Source organism: Streptomyces sp. NPDC087906, assembly GCF_055584925.1.
In genome coordinates this window covers 1,153,244-1,170,771 of sequence record NZ_JBVJLC010000001.1, presented here as the reverse complement: position 1 = coordinate 1,170,771, position 17,528 = coordinate 1,153,244, and the positions used below count along the sequence as shown (strand labels likewise).

The following is a 17,528-nucleotide window of genomic DNA, read 5'->3' as shown; positions in this document are numbered from 1 at the left end:
ATTGCCCACTTGTAAGGGAGGACAGATTCCCCGGCGGCGTCGCTCGACGCTGAACTGGACAGATAGTGTGTCGCGATCCGGTACTTCAGGCCGAGAGGTCGCACACTGCCGGATCGAATGACCGAGCGTCTTGGGGGAGGCGCTTCGCGTGGCACCGACGGAGGATTCAAGCAACCGTGGATGCGCAAAACCGTGGGCAGGCGGACGACATGGACCCCGCCGACCAGTGGGTACTCAACCCGCAGACGGGCAACTACGAACTGCGACTGGACAACTCCGCAGGGCAGTCGTCCACGCCCAGGGCGCCGAGGCCGCGCGACCGCTCGCCGAGAGCGGACGCCGACCGGGCCGGCGCCGACCGGCCGGGCTCCCGCAAGGACGCATACCCCGGATCCCGGTCCGAATCACGCGCGGAGTCGCGGTCCGGATCCCGGTCCGAATCACGCGCGGAGTCACGGTCTGCCTCCCGCTCGGCCTCCCGGTCGGGACGTTCCGACGTACCGGGGCCGCGGGCCAGCCGCCGTGCGGGGAAGGGCCAGGCCGCCGAGACGGCCGCCCAGGGGCGCCGCAAGCGCAAGCAGAAGAAGTCGGGGAAGAAGAAGGCCCTGCTGTGGACCGGCGGCACGGTGGCCTTCCTGCTCGTCGCCGGTTCGGTCGGCGGCTACGCGTACTACCAGCACCTGAACAACAACATCACGTCGTACGACGTCGGCACGAGCGACAAACCCGTCTCGGACGGCAAGCCCATCAACATACTGATCATCGGTACGGACAAGCGCACCGGTAAGGGCAACGAGGGGTACGGCGACAAGGGCAGCGTCGGCCACGCCGACACCAACTTCCTGCTGCATGTCTCCAAGGACCGGACGAACGCGACGGCGCTCTCCATCCCCCGCGACCTGATCACCGACATCCCGGACTGCACGACGAAGCAGCCGGACGGCACCGACAAGGTCATCCCCGGCACCGAGCAGCAGCGGTTCAACACCAGCCTCGGTCAGGACGGCCGCGACCCCGGCTGCACGATGAAGACCGTCCAGGAGATCACCGGGCTGAAGGTCGACCACTTCATGATGGCCGACTTCAACGCCGTCAAGTCGCTGACGACGGCCGTGGGCGGTGTGGACATCTGCCTCGCCCACCCCGTGGACGACCCGGACTCGCACCTCAAGCTGCCGGCGGGCGAGGCCAACGTGCAGGGCGAGCAGGCGCTGGCGTTCGTCCGTACCCGGCACAGCTTCGGCAACCAGGGCGACCTCGACCGGATCAAGGTCCAGCAGCAGTTCATGGCATCTCTGGCGCGCAAGATCCAGTCCAAGGGGACGCTGACCAGCCCGAGCAAGATGTTCAAGCTCGCCGAGGCGGCGACGAAGGCGCTCGCCGTCGACTCGGGCATCGGGTCCATCACCAAACTCACCTCGCTCGCCACGCAGCTCAAGGGCATCGACCCGAAGAACATCTCGTTCATCACGCTGCCCGTGCTCGACAACCCGAACGAGATCGTGCACGCGACGGTCGTCATCAACAAGACGCAGGCCGACCCGCTGTTCTCGATGCTGCAGAGCGACACCTCGCTCACCGAGGTGAAGAAGGAGGAGGCGGCCCAGAAGTCCCAGCAGGCAAAGGCGCTGAAGGGACCGAAGGCACCGGCCGCCGACGTGCGGGTCGACGTGTACAACGGCGGCGGTCCGCAGGGCTCGGCCCAGGAGACGCTTTCCTGGCTGCAGAACGACAAGGGTGCGCCGAAGACCACCAACAAGGGCAACGCGCCCGCGAACGTGGCCAAGACGACCCTGGAATACGCCCCGAACCAGGCCGACATGGCCCGGACGGTGGCGTCCTGGATGGGACTGCCCGCGACATCGCTGAAGCAGGGAACCAAGGACGCGGTGGGACTCGAAGCGATGACGCTGACACTGGGCAAGGACTTCAAGGGCGCGGGGGTGCCCATCACCGGACCGGCAAAGGTGCCGGACGGTGTGCAGAAGGTGGAAGCCGACAAGCAGGTCTGCGCGAAGTGACGCCGGAGCACCAGCGGTGTCGGCCCGTGCGCGCGACGACCTGAGCAAGGGGGATCAGGGTGGGTCAGAGCAGTGCGCACCGGGAGGGGACGCGGTCACGCGTCCCACATGCCCGCGAACTCGGCTGGGACGACAGCCTGTACGAAGGTGACGGAAGCGGTCCGGACGGCGCGGGGGCCGGCCGGGGCAGGAACGGTCACAAGACTGGTCATGGCGGCAGCGGCCGCAAGCACGGTCCTCCGCGCAAGCGCACCCGCCCCGGCGGCTGGCGCCGCGTGCTGCGCTGGACCGCGGCTGGAGTGGCGTTCCTGATCCTCGGGACGGCGGGCGCCGGGTATCTGTACTACCGCCATCTCAACGGCAACATCCGCAGCGACGCCCGCGCGGGCTCCGACAGCGGTCTCAAGCCCAAGGCCAACGGGGCGGGCCAGACCCCGCTGAACATCCTGCTGATCGGCTCCGACAGCCGCAACAAGCCGGAGAACGTCAAGCTCGGCGGCGGCAAGAACGAGATCGGCAACAAGCCGCTCGCCGACGTCCAGATGCTGCTGCACGTGTCGGCCGACCGCAAGAACGCGTCGATGCTCTCCATACCGCGCGACACCCGCGTCGACATACCGGAGTGCAAGGACGCGAAGACCGGCGAGACGTACCCCGCGACCAACGGGATCATCAACGAGTCGCTGGGGCGTGGCGGCCCCGGCTGCACGCTCAGTACGTGGGAGAAGCTGACCGGCGTCTACATCGACCACTGGATGACGATCGACTTCTCCGGTGTGGTGTCGATGGCCGACGCGATCGGCGGCGTCGACGTCTGCGTCAAGCAGAACATCTGGGACCGCTCGACGCCCGCGGCGCACGGCGGCTCCGGGCTGAAGATGACGGCGGGCACGCACGCGGTCAAGGGCAAGCAGGCCCTCCAGTGGCTGCGTACCCGGCACGCCTTCGGCAGCGACCTGGGCCGCGCCGAGGCCCAGCACATGTACCTCAACTCGATGATCCGCACGCTGAAGGAGCAGAACGTCTTCACCGACACCGGCAGGCTGACCGGGCTCGCCGAGACGGCGACGAAGTCGCTGGAGGTGTCGAAGGAGATCGGTACGGTCAAGAAGCTCTTCGACCTGGGCATGCAGCTCAAGTCGGTGCCGACGAACCGTATGACGATGACGACGCTCCCGACGCTGCAGGACCCGACGAACATCAACCATCTGGTCATCAACACCCCCGACGCCGACAAGCTGCTGTCGCTCCTGCGCGACGACGTCGCCTTCGACAAGAACGGCGGCAAGGACGACAAGAAGCCGTCGACGAAGGTCTCCAAGGACCCGGCCGCTGCGCCCGGTGAGACGTCCGTGCAGGTGCTCAACGGCACCGGCGGCGACCAGGCTCCGGTATCGGGGCGTGCGGGCGCCGTCGCGGGGCTGCTGGGCGACAAGGGGTACGACAAGGCCGAGGCGGACCAGCAGCAGAGCCCGCAGCCGGAGACGGCGGTCACCTATCCGCGCGCGGATCTGGAGGGCGATGCCCAGGCGGTTGCGAAGGCCCTCGGTATCCCGGTGGGCGCGGTGAAGAAGTCCGCGGACGTCTCGGAGATCACGGTGGTCGTGGGCGCCGACTGGCGCGAAGGCGCGGTGTACCCGAAGAAGGACGTGCCGAAGGCGGGCGACATCCCCGACACGGCGAACGCCATCAACGGCGACAAGAAGGACGCGTGCATGGACGTGTACGCGCCGTACCGCTGGTAGCGGATCGCCTCGTACCTGACGCACAGCAGAGCGCCGCCTGACGGATGAGGATCCGTCAGGCGGCGCTCCTGTGTCGTGTGCGGGCGTTGCGCGGCTACGCGTCCTGCTGCGCCTCGTCGGCCTGCCGTACGGCCGGCCTGCGGCTCGCGATGACCCGCTTGGCCAGCGAGCGCGGGCTGGTCAGGAAGCCGTAGCCCCACGTCATGTGCATCGTGGCGAGCGCGACCGGGATCCGCAGCCGCGCCTTCAGCGACAGGCCCCTGCCTGCGGGGATCGACCCTGCGACGATCGCCGCGAGGTAACCGCCGGGCACGAGCAGCGCCCAGGGGGTCACCACGGCGCCCACGACGATGCCGGCGGCGATGGCGCACACGGCGACCGGCGGCGCGAGGTAGCGCAGGTTGATCGAGCCCGAGTGGTAGCGGGCGACCACATGGCGCCAGCGCCCGTAGTCCTTGTACTGCTTGGCGAGCGCCCGTACGGACGGCCGCGGCCGGTACTGCACCCGCAGCTCGGGCGAGAACCAGATCGCGCCGCCCGCCTCGCGGATCCGGAAGTTCAGCTCCCAGTCCTGGGCGCGGATGAACTCCTCGTTGTAGCCGCCCTGCCGCTCCAGCGCCTCGCGCTTGAACACCCCGAGATACACGGTCTCGGCCGGGCCCGCCTGGCCGCCGGTGTGGAAGGCCGCGTTGCCGACGCCGATCTTCGAGGTCATGGCGGCGGCGACCGCTTCCTCCCAGGCGTTCTCGCCCTCGGCGTGCATGATGCCGCCGACGTTGTCGGCGCCCGTCTCGGCCAGCAGCCTGACGGCGGTCGCGATGTAGTTCTGCGACAGCATGCCGTGGCCGTCGACCCGGACGACCACGGGGTGGCTCGACGCCTTGATCGCCGCGTTCAGCGCCGCCGGTGTGCGGCCGGTGGGGTTGGGGACGGTGTGCACACGGGCGCGCGGGTCGGCCGCCGTCTCCCGTACCAGCTCGGCGGCGATCTCGTCCGTACGGTCCGTGGACGGGCCGAGGGCGATCACCACCTCCAACTCGCCGTCGTACTCCTGCTCCAGGATGTGCCGGACGGAGTTCCTCAGATGGCGTTCCTCGTTGAGCACCGGCATGATCACGGAAACCGGGGGCGACAGGGCAGGCATGTGGTCCTTCGGGGGCCTTCAGGAGGTGGGCAGGAGGCGGGATTATCGGCGCAACGTTACCGCGAACGGGGGACAGCGACGCGCGCCGCCCGGTCGTAGCAGGGTGCCGCTGATCGTATGGGCCTACGGTTTCGACCATTCCCTGTCACCGCGGAGGTGCCCCAGTGCCCACGTCGCCCCGCTCCTCCCGCTCCTCGCGATCCCGCCGCTCCCCCCGTCCTGCCGCAGGGATCGCCACCCGGCCACGGCCGCGTGCGGGAGGCCGGAGCGCCGGGCGACGGGACGGCCGGCCGCGCTGGGGCATGCGGATGGCGACGACCTTCTCCGTGCTGGTCCTGGGCGCCGGCGGTATCGGGCACGCCGTGGTCACCAGCCTGGACACCGGCATCGACCGGGTCGACCCGTTCAAGGACATGAAGAACCGCCCTGGCGCGGGCCACGGCATGAATCTGCTGCTCGTCGGCACCGACGGCCGGGACAAGATCACCAAGGCCGAGAAGGCGAAGTACAAGCTCGGCGGCGCGCCCTGCCACTGCACCGACACGATCATGCTGGTGCATCTCTCGGAGGACGGTAAACGGGCCAGCGTCGTGAGCCTGCCGCGCGACAGCTACGCCGAACTGCCCGCCCACGTCGACCAGACGACGGGGCAGCACCACAAGCCGCATCCGGTGAAGCTGAACGCGGCGTACGCGGAGGGCGGGCCCAATCTGACGGTGCGCACGGTGGAGCACATGACGGGGGTGAAGATCAGCCACTATCTGGAGGTCGACTTCACCAGCTTCATGAAGACGGTCGACGCGCTCGGCGGGGTGCGGATCTGCACCCCGCGCCCGCTGAAGGACTCGTACACCGGGCTGAACCTGACGGCCGGCACGCACAAGCTGGACGGCGGCCAGGCGCTGCAGTACGTACGGGCCCGCCATGTCGACGCGACGTCCGACCTGGGCAGGATGCAGCGTCAGCAGCGCTTCATCGCCGCGCTGATCAACCAGGCCACCAGCAGCGGTGTGCTGCTGAACCCGGTGAAGTTCCGGGCCGTCACCTCGGCGATGCTCAGCTCGGTCAGGGCCGACGCGGGGTTCGGCGCGCAGCAGTTGCTCGCGCTCAACGAGGCGATGCACGGCTTCTCGCCGTCGTCGTCGGAGTTCACGTCCGTGCCGCTGAGCGGGTCGGGGATCGCGGTGAAGGGCGTCGGGTCGACGCTGAAGTGGGACCCGGTGAAGTCGAAGAAGCTGTTCCAGGCGCTGCGCGCGGACAAGCCGCTGGCGCCGCCGCGCAAGGCGGCACCCGCGGCTCCGGGGGCGCCGGCGGCGCCGGCCGCTCCGGCCGCTCCCGTGAAACGGCCGCACGGGGCGCTGGTCGATGTGAAGCCGCAGCAGATCCGGGTGCAGGTCTACAACGGGACGCCGACGGACGGGCTCGGCAAGCAGGTCGACGACGCACTGCACGCCACCGGCTTCCGTACGACCCGGACCCCGCTGACGGCCGCGCACCTGAAGGTGAAGCGCACGATCGTCATGTACGACCCGCGCTGGGACCGGTCGGCGAGGTCGCTGGCCGCCGCGCTGCCCGGCAGTGTGCTGCGGGCGGTGAAGCGGCAGGGCGCGACGCTCAAGGTGATGGCGGGGAGCGACTTCAAGGCGGTGCGGCCGGTACGGGCGGAAGAGGCGCCCGAGGGCACGTTCGGCACGATGACGGGCGACGAGGTGGTCTGCCCGTAGCGCGGCAGCCCCGTAGCGACGCAGACCCGGAGCCCGCAGCCCCGCAGCGACGCACCCCCGCTGCCAGACCAGTCCGCTACGCGCCCAGCTCCGAGCCGGCCTCGGGCGCGCGGCTCTCCCGCAGCTCCTTGATGGCCCGTCGGCGGGCGAGCCGGTGCGTACGCCGGATCTGCGCCTCCTGGTAGCGCCGCTTGTCGCGTTCGGTCTGCGGCAGCACCGGCGGCACCGGGCGGGGCTTGCCCTCGGCGTCGACGGCGGCGAAGACCAGATACGCGCTGCCGACCTGGGTGGCCGGGGTCGACTCGTTCCAGCGCTCGGCGAGCACCCGTACCCCGACCTCCATCGAGGACCGGCCCGTCCAGTTGACCTGTGCCTTCACATGGACGAGATCGCCGACGCGCACCGGTTCGAGGAAGACCATCTCGTCCATGGACGCCGTCACAGCGGGCCCGCCCGAGTGCCGTCCGGCCACGGCGCCCGCCGCGTCGTCGACCAGCTTCATGATCACGCCGCCGTGCACCGTACCCAGCAGATTGGTGTCGCTGCCCGTCATGATGTGGCTCAGCGTCGTACGGGAAGCGGAGGTGGGCTTGCCCGGAATATCAGTCTCCGGGCGGTCCGGGCGGTCGGCCTGATCTGTCATGCGCCCCACCATATGCGGGGGTCGCCGGAGCGGCGCATTGCATCAGCTTGGCAACAGCCCCGACCCGATTTCCTACGCGGCAGTATGGGGCAGCGCCAGGCCCGGCACACTGGAGCGCATGAGCGATGGATGGACCGGTGACCGTAACGAGCGCGGCGAGCGCTACGGGCGCGGCAGCGCGGGTTCGCAGCCCGAGGGTGCCCAGGTGATGCCGCACGTGCAGCGGCAGCGGCGCGGTGCCCCCCAGCAGCAGCCGCAGGGGTACGGCGTGCCCCCGCAGTCGCAGGGCTACGACGACTACGGCTCGGGTCCCGGCTACAACAGCGACTACAACACGGGCCAGGTCTACGGCGGCCCTCCCGGCGGCGGCCACGGCGGCCAGCAGCCGCCCGGCGGCGCTCCGGGCCCCCGGCAGGCCCCGAACTGGCGCAAGCGGATCAAGATCGGCGCGCTGGCGCTGGTCGTGGTGGTGCTGGCCGTCTCCATCGGCACGTACTTCTGGGCCGACTCCAAGCTCAGGCGCGAGGTCGACCTCTCGAAGGTCATCGACCGCCCCGACGGCGGCGACGGCACGAACTACCTGATCGTCGGCTCTGACAGCCGTGAGGGCATGTCGGCCGAGGAGAAGAAGCAGCTCCACACCGGCTCCGCCGAGGGTAAGCGCACCGACTCGATGATGATCCTGCACGACGGGTCGAACGGGCCGACGCTGATCTCGCTGCCCCGCGACTCCAACGTGACGATCCCGTCGTTCCGCGGCTCGGAGTCGGGCAAGCTCTTCCCGAACACCGGCAAGCAGACAAAGCTCAACGCCGCCTACGCCACGGACGGCCCGGCCCTGCTCGTCCGCACCATCGAGGCCAACACCGGCCTGCGCATCGACCACTACGTCGAGATCGGCTTCGCCGGCTTCGCCAATGTCGTGGACGCGATCGGCGGGGTCGAGATGAACCTGCCGAAGGGCTTCAAGGACAAGTACTCCGGCGCCGACTTCAAGGCCGGCAAGCAGACCCTGAACGGCCAGCAGGCCTTGGCCTTCGTCCGCACCAGGCACGCCTTCGCCGCGAGCGACCTGGAGCGCACGAAGAACCAGCAGAAGTTCCTCGCCTCCCTGGCCTCCCAGACGGCCACACCGGGCACGATCCTGAACCCCTTCAAGCTCTACCCGACGATGAGCGCGGGCCTCGACACCGTCATCGTCGACAAGGACATGTCGCTCTGGTCGCTCGGCCAGATGTTCTTCGCGATGAAGGGCGTCACGAGCGGCGACGGCGTCTCGATGAACATGCCGATCTCCGGCAGCACGGGCGGCAACCTGGTCTGGGACAAGGCGAAGGTGACCCAACTCGTGGACCAACTGAACAAGGACGAGAAGGTCACCGTCACCAGCAACTAGCGCCTGTCCGGGCTTCCCGCCCCGCCACCGCCGAGCCGACCGTCCCGCAGTCGCGGAACGGTCGGCTCAAAGGCGCTCGGGACGGATGAGTCGGTTTCCCGTTCCGTCAACCGCGACTGCTTGACCGGCGCACCTCGCCCTCGGGAGCATCGAGTCACACGCTGGGGTGCCGGCAGCAGCACGCAAGAGGGGAACCAGGACCATGAAGGTCACCAAGCTGGTCAGCACGTGCGACATCAAGGACTGCCCAACCATCTACGCGACGGATCGTGGCACCTTCCTGGTGCAGGGGGAGACACCGGCCGATCACGGGCTTCAAATTCCCGCTCACGGAACGCTCGTCGAGATCCCGATGGAACTCCTTCGGAAGGCCATCAGTGACAAGCTCGTCTAGGACCCTCGGCGACCTCTTCGACACGTTCGAGCGTGAGGCATTTCGACTGGAAACCCTGCCCGACTACAGCAAGTCCGGGAACGTCGACGCCTATCACGCCTTCCTGGCCGGGGAGCAACAGCCGAAGGACTACAACGCGGGCTGGGTCGAAGAGGTCCGCTCACACACCGAGAAGGGCAAGCGGGTCTACCGGGTGCACATTCTGTCCCGCCCGCTCACGGACTACCTCAGGTTCGAACTCGGGTGGGGCTACCAGAAGAACGGGACCGGTGGGGAGGAGTTCTTCATCCTCGACGTCACCGGCAGAGCCAACCCGCTGGAGGGTGTTCCGGACTTCTGGTTCTTCGACTCCGAGTCCGTAGCTGTGATGAATTACGACGGAACCGGGAAGTACCTGGGCTCGGAAGTGCTGCCACCGGAACGAGCGGCGGAATTCACCGGGTACCGCGAGTCGGCGCTCGGTCACGCGGAACCGTTCGCCGAATGGTGGGCCAAGTACGGGGCGTGAACAGAGCACAGCTCGGAGCCGCGCTGCGGGTACTGCGAGTGGCATCCGGCAAGGAGGCCAAAGCAGTGGCCCGCAGCGCTCTCATGTCTCCGTCCAAGCTGTCCAAGATCGAGAACGCGAGGCTGGCGGCCAGTGCGACTGACGTCGAACGCATCCTGACGGCGATCGGCGTGTCGGACGAGGTCAAGTCGGAGTACGCAGAGGCGGCCCGAGCATCGGCGACGGAGGCAACAGCGTGGCGACTGCTCAAACGGATCGGGGTCTACAAGGGCCAGCAGGCCGCCAAGGCCCTGGAAGCGCAGATGTCGACGTTGCGACTGTTCCAACCGGCCCTGGTCCCTGGGCTTCTCCAGACACCGGAGTACATCCGGGCCGTGCTGCGACGGCACAGTCTGAGTGAGGACACTCTCGCCCGGACGATCAACGGAAGACTTGAACGACAAGCGGTCGTCTACGACACCGCCAAATCTCTGCGATTCATCATCACGGAGCCTGTATTGCGCTGGCGAATCGTCCCGCCGCACATGATGGCCGCACAGATCGACCGTATCGTTTCCATTTCCCGGCTCCCCCATGTGGACATCCGCGTAGTCCCACTTCAGATCCAGCAGAACGACATCGCGAATCATGCGTTCGTCATTCGTGACGAGCGGATGGTCACGATAGAGACGGTGCATGCGGAAGTGGTTGTCACCAACCCACGCGACGTAGGCATATACATAGCAAAGTTCGATGGATTTCAGCAGGTGGCGTTGTCAGGTGACGACATGCGCGCTCTGGTCGAAGACATCCGAGACGATTTCTTGCGGGAACAGGAAACAGACTAGAGGCGCCTCTGCGGCCAGCCGAAGATGGCTGCATGAAGAGCGAAGAGAAGACCTCGAACCCTGGAGTTCCGATGCTGAACGGAATCGACCTGTACGCGCTCGACATCGACGGCGCCTCGTTCGTGAAGGCGTGTGGTGGGCCCTGTAGCGAGGGGTGTGTGACGCTCGCCAGGATTGGTGCGGACGCCTGGGCCCTGGGCGACAGCAAGCGGGGCGACGTGGAGCCGCTGCGGTTCACCACCGAGGAGTTGGGCGTGGCCGGGATCGACCCCGTTCGGTTCGGTCTCCAGGTGTGATCCCAACCTGTCCCGGTCCCCCACCCCGGGGCCGGGACCGGTTGGTTCCGCGACCGCCCGCACCTGACAGGGACGACTGGTGCATCACCACGCCTATCTGTGGACCGGTTCCAAGCAGCGCCTGGATCAAGAAGCGCTGCGGCGACCGCCGTACCCGGAGCCGCCGCCCGCCGGGTCCAAGCCCGAACTGGTCCAGCGCTACCGGGAGGTCGCTGCCGGGTTCCCCGCGTCCGATCTGCCGCCTCTGGAAACGGCGTACTGGCTGATCAAGCCGCGTTCCCTGGTGCATGGCACCTGGGACGAGGCGAAGGAAGCGGCAGCGTGGCTCAGGGAGCGGCTCGCGGAGTACGCGTCCCGGTTCGCCTCCGACGCCGAACGCGACATCAGGTACCTGGCTCTGCTGGTGGAGTCCGCTGCCGAGCGGCTGGGCACAGGGACTGACGTGTCGTTGGGGTTCTACCTCGAACGCCCCTCGTACCTGTCCCTGGCCCTGGTGACGTGCGCTCCGAATCGTGCGAAGCCCGAGCTGCCCTGCCCTCTCGGGCGGGACACCGCTACGGCAGGTTCCGCGCCATGACGATGCGCTGGACCTGGTTCGTGCCCTCGTAGATTTGCGTGATCTTCGCGTCGCGCATCATGCGCTCCAGCGGGTAGTCGCGGGTGTAGCCGTAGCCGCCGAGGAGTTGGACCGCGTCCGTCGTGATCTCCATCGCCGCGTCGGACGCGTAGCACTTCGCCGCCGCGCCGAAGAAGGTCAGGTCTTCCTTGGCCGAGCCGAGGGAGACGCGTTCCGAGCGGGCTGCTGCCGCGTAGGTGAGCTGGCGGGCGGCTTCCAGTTTCATGGCCATGTCGGCGAGCATGAACTGGACGCCCTGGAAGTCGCCGATGGGCTTGCCGAACTGCTTGCGCTCCTGGACGTAGCCCTTCGCGTAGTCCAGCGCGCCCTGGGCGATGCCGAGGGCCTGGGCCGCGATCGTGATGCGGGTGTGGTCCAGGGTCTTCATCGCCGTGGCGAAGCCGGTGCCCTCGGCGCCGAGCAGCCGGGACGCGGGGATGCGGACGTTGTCGAGGTACACCTCGCGGGTCGGGGAGCCCTTGATGCCCAGCTTCCGCTCAGGGGCGCCGAACGAGACGCCCTCGTCGCCCTTCTCGACGACGAACGCCGAGATGCCCTTCGTGCGCTTGTCGGGGTCGGTGACCGCCATGACCGTGTAGTACTCGGACACGCCCGCGTTGGTGATCCAGCGCTTCACGCCGTTGAGTACGTAGTCGTCGCCGTCCCGCACGGCCCTGGTCTTCATGCCGCCCGCGTCCGAGCCCGCGTCCGGCTCGGAGAGGCAGTACGAGAACATCGCGTCGCCCTTGGCGAGCGGGGGCAGGTACGTCGCCTTCAGCTCCTCGCTGCCCGACAGGATCACCGGCAGCGAGCCGAGCTTGTTCACGGCCGGGATCAGGGACGACGAGGCGCAGACCCGGGCGACCTCCTCGATCACGATGACCGTGGCCAGCGCGTCGGCGCCGGTGCCGCCGTACTCCTCGGGGACGTGCACGGCGTGCAGCTCGGACGCGACCAGCGCGTCCAGGGCCTCCTGCGGGAAGCGCGCCTCCTCGTCGACGGCTGCGGCGAACGGCGCGATCTTCGCCTCGGCGAGTCCCCGCACGGATTCGCGGAGCATCTCGTGCTCCTCGGCGGGGCGGTACAGGTCGAAATCAGCCGGTCCGGCCACGGTCTTTCACTCCCCAGGATGCTAACTACCGTTAAGTAACCCAATTTTAGGGGCCACCGCCGCAGCGGGCATACGTGAGTTTGCCGACAGCTCGCAAACAGACCCACCGCGCCCGCCGAAGTGCGCCTGCGAACGCCCGGTGGCCCGCGGCTATGCTCGGGCACCGCACCCGTCCGCAGCCCCTTGGAGCACCCCATGGCCCTCAAGATCACCGTGATCGGCACCGGCTACCTCGGCGCCACGCACGCCGCGGCCATGGCGGAGCTGGGCTTCGACGTCCTCGCGCTCGACGTGGTGCCCGAGAAGATCGACATGCTCTCGGCCGGGCGGGTGCCGATGTACGAGCCGGGGCTTGAGGAGCTGCTGCACAAACACGTCGCCGGCATCGAGGGCTCGTCGGGACGGCTGCGCTTCACGATGGACTGGGCGGAGCTGGCGGAGTTCGGCGATGTGCACTTCATCTGCGTGAACACTCCCCAGAAGCACGGCGAATACGCGTGCGACATGAGTTACGTCGACTCCGCCGTCGAGAGCCTCGCCAAACACCTGACCCGGCCCGCGCTGATCGTCGGCAAGTCGACCGTGCCCGTCGGCAGCGCCGAACGGCTCGCCGGCCGCATCGCCGAACTGGCGCCCGCGCGCGACGAGGTCGAGCTGGCCTGGAACCCCGAATTCCTCCGGGAGGGCTTCGCCGTCCAGGACACCCTGCACCCCGACCGGATCGTGATCGGCGTCCACAGCGAGCGCGCCGAGCGCATCCTGCGCGAGGTGTACGCGACCCCCCTCGGCGAGGGCTCGCCCTTCGTCGTCACCGACTTCCCGACCGCCGAGCTGGTCAAGACGGCGGCGAACTCCTTCCTCGCCACGAAGATCTCCTTCATCAACGCGATGGCCGAGGTCTGCGAGGCGGCCGGCGGCGACGTGCAGAAGCTCGCCGAGGCGCTGGGCCACGACGAGCGCATCGGCAAGAAGTTCCTGCGCGCCGGGATCGGCTTCGGCGGCGGCTGCCTGCCGAAGGACATCCGCGCCTTCATGGCGCGCGCCGGCGAACTGGGCGCCGACCAGGCCCTCACCTTCCTCCGCGAGGTCGACTCGATCAACATGCGCCGCCGCGGCCACATGGTGGAGCTGGCCCGCGAGGCGGTCGGCGGCGACGGCTCGTTCCTCGGCAAGCGGGTCGCCGTACTCGGCGCGACCTTCAAGCCGGACTCGGACGACGTACGCGACTCCCCCGCCCTCAACGTCGCCGGGCAGATCCATCTCCAGGGCGGCCAGGTCACCGTCTACGACCCGAAGGGCATGGAGAAGGCCAAGCGGCTCTTCCCGACGCTCGGGTACGCGGAGTCGGCCGTGGACGCGGTACGCGGCGCCGATGTCGTCCTGCACCTCACGGAGTGGCGCGAGTTCCGCGACCTCGACCCGGCGGTGCTGGGCGCGGTCGCGGCCCGCAAGCTGATCCTGGACGGCCGCAACGCCCTCGACCCCCAGCTCTGGCGCGCCGCCGGCTGGACGTACCGCGCGATGGGCCGCCCGCGCGCCTAGGTACACGCCTAGGTACAGAGGATCATCCGACAACGAATCCGTCGATGCGAGGAGAACCCGATGCCTATCGCCACCCTGGGCGCCGTCGTCCTGGACTGTCCGGACCCGGTCGCGCTCGCCGGTTTCTACGCCAAGCTCCTCGGCGGCGAGATCAAGCAGGAGGAGGGCTGGGTCGAACTGGAAGGCACCGCACTCGCCTTCCAGGCCGCACCCGGCTACGTACCGCCGACCTGGCCCTCGGACGACGGGTCGCAGCAGTTCCATCTCGACCTGGCCGTCGAGGACTTGGACGCGGCGGAGAAAGAGGTCCTGGCGCTCGGCGCCAAGCCGCTCGACACATCGGACCGGGAGCGCACGTTCCGGGTCTACGGCGACCCGGCGGGTCACCCGTTCTGCCTGTGCGCCTGCTAGGGCCTGTCCGAACCTGGCCGCGGGCTGAAGAGGGCCGTGCAGGGGTGGTGTCCGGAGCGTAAGGCGTGATGTGCGGCGCACGTCCGCGTGCGCCTCATGTCAGAGGCGCACGCGCCGTAAATCGTGCGGCGCAGGACACCACCCCGGAACGGCCCCCGGCGACAACCGCAACCCAGACCGGTCACCCCGCCGGACGGCGACACCCCGCCGGACGGCGACACCGCGGCGGACGGCGACTACGCCTCGTCCAGCGCCAGCGTCGCCCGCGACGGCTCCCGCGCACTCAGCGACGCCGCGACCGACTCCGCCGCCCGCAGCACCCGTACCGCGTTCTGCCAGGTCAGTTTCGAGACGTCCGCCGTCGACCACTTGCGCGACAGCAGCTCGGCGATCAGGTTCGGGTAGCCCGCCACGTCGTGCAGGTCCGTCGGCGTGAACGCCGTCCCGTCGAAGTCGCCGCCGATGCCCACATGGTCGATGCCCGCGACCTCGCGCATGTGGTCGAGGTGGTCCGCGACCGTCGAAGCCGTCGCCGAGGGGCGCGGGTTCGCGGCTTCGAACTCCTCGTGCAGCTTCATCGCCTCCGCCTTGGTGTCCAGGTGGTGGAAGCCGTGCGAGCGGAGGTTCTCGTCCGCCGCCTGCGTCCAGGCCACCGCCTCGGGGAGGATGAACTTCGGTACGAACGTGGCCATCGCGACGCCGCCGTTCGCCGGCAGCGCCGCCAGTACGTCGTCGGGGATGTTGCGCGGGTGGTCGCAGATCGCGCGCGACGACGAGTGCGAGAAGATCACCGGCGCCTCGGTCGCTTCGAGCGCGTCGCGCATGGTCGTCGCCGCGACGTGCGAGAGGTCGACGAGCATGCCGAGCCGGTTCATCTCCCGTACGACCTCACGGCCGAACGCGGAGAGGCCGCCGACGCCCGGCTCGTCCGTGGCGCTGTCCGCCCAGCGCAGATTGTCGTTGTGAGTGAGCGTCATGTACCGCACGCCCAGCGTGTAGAGCGCGCGCAGCGTGGCCATCGAGTTGTTGATCGAGTGCCCGCCCTCCGCGCCCATCAGGGACGCGATCCGGCCCTCGCGCCGCGCCGCCTCCATCTCGTCGGCCGTGCGGGCGCGCGCCAGGTCGTCGGGGTAGCGGTCGATGAGCCGGCCCACGACGTCGATCTGCTCCAGCGTCGCGCTGACCGCGTCGTCCCCTGCCATGTCGGACCGTACGTACACCGACCAGAACTGGGCGCCGACACCGCCCTTGCGCAGCCGCGCGATGTCCGTGTGGAGCCGGCCCGTCTGGTCGTCGGCGATGTCGAGGCGGTCCAGGTCGTACCAGACGTGTTCGCGCAGCGCCCAGGGCAGGTCGTTGTGGCCGTCGACGACGGGGAAGTCGTCGAGGAGGGCGCGGGCACTCGCGAGGAATTCGCTGCTCATGGGCGTGGCGCTCACTTTCCGAATCCGAAGGAACCGGGGCCCTCGACCTTGGCGCGCAGCCGCTTGCCCTTCTGCGTCGCCTGGTCGTTCAGCTCCTGCTGGAACTCCCGCATCCGCGTTTGCAGTTCGGGGTCGTGCGCGGCGAGGATCCGGGCCGCGAGCAGCCCCGCGTTGCGCGCGCCGCCGACGGACACCGTGGCGACGGGCACACCGGCCGGCATCTGCACGATCGACAGCAGCGAGTCCATGCCGTCGAGGTACTTCAGGGGTACGGGGACGCCGATCACCGGCAGCGGCGTGACGGAGGCCAGCATGCCGGGCAGATGGGCCGCGCCGCCGGCGCCCGCGATGATCGCCTTGAGGCCGCGGTCCGCCGCCTGCTCGCCGTACGCGATCATCTCGCGCGGCATCCGGTGCGCGGAGACCACGTCGACCTCGTACGGGACGGAGAACTCGCCGAGCGCTTCGGCCGCCGCCTCCATGACGGGCCAGTCCGAGTCGGAGCCCATGACGATGCCGATGAGGGGGGAGGTCATTCGGTGATTGTTCCTCTGAGGTAGCCGGCGGCGTGGCGGGCGCGCTCCAGCACGTCGTCCAGGTCGTCGCCGTACGTGTTGACGTGCCCGACCTTACGGCCCGGTTTGACGTCCTTGCCGTACATGTGGATCTTGAGCTGCGGGTCGCGGGCCATGCAGTGCAGATACGCCGCGTACATGTCGGGGTAGTCCCCGCCGAGCACGTTGCACATGACCGTCCACGGCGCGCGGGCGCGCGGGTCGCCGAGCGGCAGGTCGAGCACGGCCCGTACGTGGTTGGCGAACTGCGAGGTGATCGCGCCGTCCTGGGTCCAGTGGCCGGAGTTGTGCGGGCGCATCGCCAGTTCGTTGACGAGGATGCGGCCGTCGCGCGTCTCGAAGAGTTCGACGGCGAGATGCCCGACCACGTCCAGCTCGGCGGCGATCCGCAGGGCGAGCTGCTGGGCCTCGCCGGCGAGGGCGTCGGACAGCCCGGGTGCCGGGGCGACGACCGTGTCGCACACGCCGTCGACCTGCTGCGACTCGACGACGGGGTAGGCGACGGCCTGGCCGTGCGGGGAGCGGACGATGTTCGCCGCCAGCTCCCGTACGAAGTCGACCTTCTCCTCCGCGAGGACGGGCACGCCCGCCTTGAAGGGCTCCTCGGCGTCCTTGGCCGAGCGTACGAACCAGACGCCCTTGCCGTCGTAGCCGCCGCGCACCGTCTTGAGGATGATCGGGAACCCGTCGCCCCCGGCGGAACCTGGGACGGCGCCGTCGGCGGCGCCCTCCGCCGCGAAGGCCACCGCGTCCGCCGGGTCCGCGACGATGCGGTGGCGCGGGCAGGGCGCGCCCAGCGCGGTGAGTCTGGCGCGCATCACGCCCTTGTCCTGCGCGTGGATCAGCGCGTCGGGCCCCGGCCGTACGGGAATGCCGTCCGCCTCCAGCGCGCGGAGGTGTTCGATCGGCACATGCTCGTGGTCGAACGTGATCACGTCGCAGCCGCGGGCGAAGTCACGCAGCGTGTCGAGATCGTGGTAGTCCCCCACCACGACGTCGTGCACGACCTGGGCCGCCGAATCCTGGGCCGTGTCGCTGAGCAGCTTGAATCTCAGGCCGAGGGGGATACCCGCCTCGTGGGTCATGCGGGCGAGCTGGCCGCCGCCGACCATGCCGATTACCGGAAACGTCACCCTTCCAGGGTATCCGCC

The 17,528-nt window shown here is 69.1% G+C and carries 17 protein-coding genes; 11 read left to right on the top strand and 6 right to left on the bottom strand.

Annotated elements, in window-relative coordinates; genetic code table 11:
- The first annotated feature begins 176 nt into the window (after positions 1-176).
- Together ACZ63I_RS05220 and ACZ63I_RS05215 are read left to right on the top strand one after the other, a co-directional pair.
- On the top strand, positions 177-2,021 hold the full coding sequence (locus ACZ63I_RS05220) for an LCP family protein (RefSeq protein ID WP_469335446.1): 1,845 nt from the start codon (positions 177-179) through the stop codon (positions 2,019-2,021).
- 59 nt (positions 2,022-2,080) lie between these two features.
- Positions 2,081-3,766, top strand: a complete 1,686-nt coding sequence (locus ACZ63I_RS05215) for an LCP family protein (protein WP_469335445.1) — start codon at positions 2,081-2,083, stop codon at positions 3,764-3,766.
- A gap of 94 nt (positions 3,767-3,860) precedes the next feature.
- On the opposite strand, the gene ACZ63I_RS05210 is transcribed toward ACZ63I_RS05215, so the two are convergent.
- Positions 3,861-4,910: a glycosyltransferase family 2 protein gene (locus ACZ63I_RS05210; protein ID WP_469335443.1), complete on the bottom strand. Its 1,050-nt coding sequence runs from the start codon at positions 4,908-4,910 to the stop codon at positions 3,861-3,863.
- A 164-nt stretch (positions 4,911-5,074) separates the two neighbouring features.
- Here ACZ63I_RS05210 and ACZ63I_RS05205 point away from each other — a divergent pair, with 164 nt between their 5' ends.
- The gene (locus ACZ63I_RS05205; RefSeq protein ID WP_469335441.1) at positions 5,075-6,634 is read left to right on the top strand and encodes an LCP family protein; all 1,560 of its coding nucleotides are present in this window, start codon (positions 5,075-5,077) and stop codon (positions 6,632-6,634) included.
- 76 nt (positions 6,635-6,710) lie between these two features.
- Here the strand turns inward: ACZ63I_RS05205 and ACZ63I_RS05200 are convergent, their stop codons facing one another.
- Positions 6,711-7,277 carry an acyl-CoA thioesterase gene (locus ACZ63I_RS05200; protein ID WP_469335439.1) on the bottom strand — a complete coding sequence of 189 codons (567 nt, stop codon included), beginning with the start codon at positions 7,275-7,277 and terminating at the stop codon, positions 6,711-6,713.
- 118 nt (positions 7,278-7,395) lie between these two features.
- Between ACZ63I_RS05200 and ACZ63I_RS05195 the strand changes: the two genes are divergently transcribed.
- The 6 genes from ACZ63I_RS05195 to ACZ63I_RS05170 all read left to right on the top strand — a co-directional run bounded on the left by ACZ63I_RS05195 (position 7,396) and on the right by ACZ63I_RS05170 (position 11,275).
- On the top strand, positions 7,396-8,673 hold the full coding sequence (locus tag ACZ63I_RS05195; protein ID WP_469335438.1) for an LCP family protein: 1,278 nt from the start codon (positions 7,396-7,398) through the stop codon (positions 8,671-8,673).
- Positions 8,674-8,875: 202 nt separating this feature from the next.
- Positions 8,876-9,067: a hypothetical protein gene (locus ACZ63I_RS05190; protein ID WP_469335436.1), complete on the top strand. Its 192-nt coding sequence runs from the start codon at positions 8,876-8,878 to the stop codon at positions 9,065-9,067.
- Positions 9,051-9,575 (top strand): DUF6879 family protein, encoded by a 525-nt coding sequence (locus ACZ63I_RS05185; protein WP_469335434.1) that lies wholly within the window; start codon positions 9,051-9,053, stop codon positions 9,573-9,575. The genes ACZ63I_RS05190 and ACZ63I_RS05185 overlap by 17 nt, the downstream gene beginning before the upstream one ends.
- Positions 9,572-10,402: a helix-turn-helix domain-containing protein gene (locus tag ACZ63I_RS05180; protein ID WP_469335432.1), complete on the top strand. Its 831-nt coding sequence runs from the start codon at positions 9,572-9,574 to the stop codon at positions 10,400-10,402. Before ACZ63I_RS05185 ends, ACZ63I_RS05180 begins: the two co-directional genes overlap by 4 nt.
- A 71-nt stretch (positions 10,403-10,473) precedes the next feature.
- The gene (locus tag ACZ63I_RS05175) at positions 10,474-10,698 is read left to right on the top strand and encodes a DUF397 domain-containing protein (protein WP_469335581.1); all 225 of its coding nucleotides are present in this window, start codon (positions 10,474-10,476) and stop codon (positions 10,696-10,698) included.
- 79 nt (positions 10,699-10,777) lie between these two features.
- Positions 10,778-11,275, top strand: coding sequence for a hypothetical protein (locus ACZ63I_RS05170; protein ID WP_469335430.1), 498 nt, complete (start codon positions 10,778-10,780; stop codon positions 11,273-11,275).
- On the opposite strand, the gene ACZ63I_RS05165 is transcribed toward ACZ63I_RS05170, so the two are convergent.
- Entirely contained in the window at positions 11,253-12,425 is a 1,173-nt protein-coding gene (locus tag ACZ63I_RS05165; protein ID WP_469335428.1) for an acyl-CoA dehydrogenase, read from the bottom strand. The two genes, ACZ63I_RS05170 and ACZ63I_RS05165, sit on opposite strands and share 23 nt — an antisense overlap.
- 195 nt (positions 12,426-12,620) lie before the next feature.
- On the opposite strand from ACZ63I_RS05165, the gene ACZ63I_RS05160 reads away from it, so the two are divergent.
- Together ACZ63I_RS05160 and ACZ63I_RS05155 are read left to right on the top strand one after the other, a co-directional pair.
- The gene (locus tag ACZ63I_RS05160) at positions 12,621-13,967 is read left to right on the top strand and encodes a UDP-glucose dehydrogenase family protein (RefSeq protein WP_469335426.1); all 1,347 of its coding nucleotides are present in this window, start codon (positions 12,621-12,623) and stop codon (positions 13,965-13,967) included.
- Between the two features lie 60 nt (positions 13,968-14,027).
- The gene (locus ACZ63I_RS05155; RefSeq protein WP_469335424.1) at positions 14,028-14,378 is read left to right on the top strand and encodes a VOC family protein; all 351 of its coding nucleotides are present in this window, start codon (positions 14,028-14,030) and stop codon (positions 14,376-14,378) included.
- 236 nt (positions 14,379-14,614) lie between these two features.
- Here the strand turns inward: ACZ63I_RS05155 and ACZ63I_RS05150 are convergent, their stop codons facing one another.
- From ACZ63I_RS05150 to ACZ63I_RS05140, 3 genes are read right to left on the bottom strand one after another with little or no spacing between them, the layout of a single operon-like run.
- Positions 14,615-15,802 (bottom strand): dipeptidase, encoded by a 1,188-nt coding sequence (locus ACZ63I_RS05150; protein WP_469335580.1) that lies wholly within the window; start codon positions 15,800-15,802, stop codon positions 14,615-14,617.
- 11 nt (positions 15,803-15,813) lie between these two features.
- Entirely contained in the window at positions 15,814-16,338 is a 525-nt protein-coding gene (purE, locus tag ACZ63I_RS05145) for a 5-(carboxyamino)imidazole ribonucleotide mutase (RefSeq protein WP_469335423.1), read from the bottom strand.
- On the bottom strand, positions 16,335-17,489 hold the full coding sequence (locus tag ACZ63I_RS05140; protein ID WP_469335578.1) for a 5-(carboxyamino)imidazole ribonucleotide synthase: 1,155 nt from the start codon (positions 17,487-17,489) through the stop codon (positions 16,335-16,337). Before ACZ63I_RS05140 ends, purE begins: the two co-directional genes overlap by 4 nt.
- Positions 17,490-17,528 lie beyond the last annotated feature (39 nt).